The following is a 1,626-nucleotide window of genomic DNA, read 5'->3' on the forward strand; positions in this document are numbered from 1 at the left end:
GTGCTGGGAGTTTATGGCTTGAGACGGAGTCATTGAGTGGCATCGGTAGCTGGAGCGTTGATTTGTCAGGGGGCCATGTTGAGTACACGCCGCATGCGGGTCTGCTGCTGGGGCTTCCGCAGGGGTCTTCCTCTGGAGGGTTTTCTTCCCTTACCTCTCCTTTCGGAGCTGCTGAGCGGGAGAGGCTGGGGCTTGCCTGGGGGCAGCTGCTCTCCGGCTCGGGGGAGCTGGATGAGGTATTGCCGGTGGGGGACCGTTGGCTTCGGCTTCGGGGTCGTGCAGCGGGCCCTGCGCGGGTGGTGGGCACGGTGCAGGAGGTGACGGAGCGGCATGAGGTGGAGTCGCGGCTGCGAGCGGAGCGTGAGGCCGCCGTCGGAGCTGCCCGGGCCAAGTCAGAGTTCGTCTCGCTCATGAGCCACGAGATCCGCACGCCGCTCAACGCGATCATGGGGCTGACGCACCTGCTGCTGCAGGGGGAGGAGGTTAGCGGGGAGCCACGTGAGAACCTGAACGCGATCCACTTTTCGTCTCAGAACCTGCTGTCCCTGATCAACAACACGCTGGACTTCTCTCGCATGGAGGCGGGCAAGATAGAGCTGGAGCGTGTTAACTTCCGTCTGCGGGACCTGCTGAAGGGCATCCACCGCTCCCTGCAGCTGCGGGCCTCGGAGAAGCGGCTGGGCTTCGTGCTGTCGGTGGACCCTGGTGCCCCGGATGAGGTGTGCGGGGACCCTGCGCGGCTGACGCAGATCGTGAACAACCTTGCCAGCAACGCCATCAAGTTCACCGAGCGGGGCAGGGTGAGCATCTCGGTGGACGTGGCCTACCAGTCGGACCGGGACTGGGTGCTGGAGTTCACCGTCTCGGACACGGGGGTGGGTGTCCCTGCGGATCGTCAGGAGTCGATCTTCGAGAGCTTCGTTCAGGCGAGCGCCTCTACGCACCGGCAGTACGGGGGCACGGGCCTTGGCCTTGCCATCACCAAGAAGATTGTGGAGCTTCACCGGGGGAGCATCCGTCTTCGGAGCGAGCCGGGGGTCGGCTCAGAGTTCACTGTCCGGCTTCGGTACGCGCGTCCGGAGCCTTCGCTGGGGAGCCTTCCGGCGTCAGTTGTGGCGGGGCGCGGGGCGCTTCGGGACGCACGGGTGCTGGTCATCGACGACAACGCGATCAACAAGATGGTGGCCAGCAAGCTTCTGGTAGGCTGGGAGGCGGACGTTGACACGGCAGGGGACGGGGAGGAGGCGCTGGAGAAGGTGCTTAGCCGTCCCTACGACCTGGTGCTGATGGACCTGCACATGCCGGGGATGAGCGGCTTTGAGGCGATCGAGGAGATGCGTCGCCTGGGGCTGGGGATGCCTGTTGTGGCGCTGACGGCGAACGCGAGCGAGGAGGAGCGTGTCCGTATCCTGTCTGTTGGGGGGAACGACTACCTGACCAAGCCTTTCGTTCCGCAGGAGCTCTACGAGCGGCTGTCGCATCACCTGGCGGAGAGCCGCAGGTCAGCGGCGGGGGAGGCGGTGCCTGCCTGAGGGGCTGGTACCGCCATGAACGGCGGATGCTGGGGAGGCGCCAGCCCCGCCAGCAGCTGAGCAGCTTACCAAAGAAACACCCTTTTGATCTATG

1 protein-coding gene is annotated in these 1,626 nt (G+C 65.3%); it reads left to right on the forward strand.

Going from position 1 to position 1,626, the window contains the following annotated elements; translation table 11 throughout:
* Positions 1–1,532, forward strand: a 1,532-nt coding sequence (locus LN995_RS21565) for an ATP-binding protein (protein ID WP_229963165.1), incomplete at its 5' end; no start/stop codon positions are given.
* Between the last annotated feature and the right edge of the window lie 94 nt (positions 1,533–1,626).

The organism is Pontibacter silvestris, assembly GCF_020907275.1.
Taxonomy (GTDB): domain Bacteria; phylum Bacteroidota; class Bacteroidia; order Cytophagales; family Hymenobacteraceae; genus Pontibacter; species Pontibacter silvestris.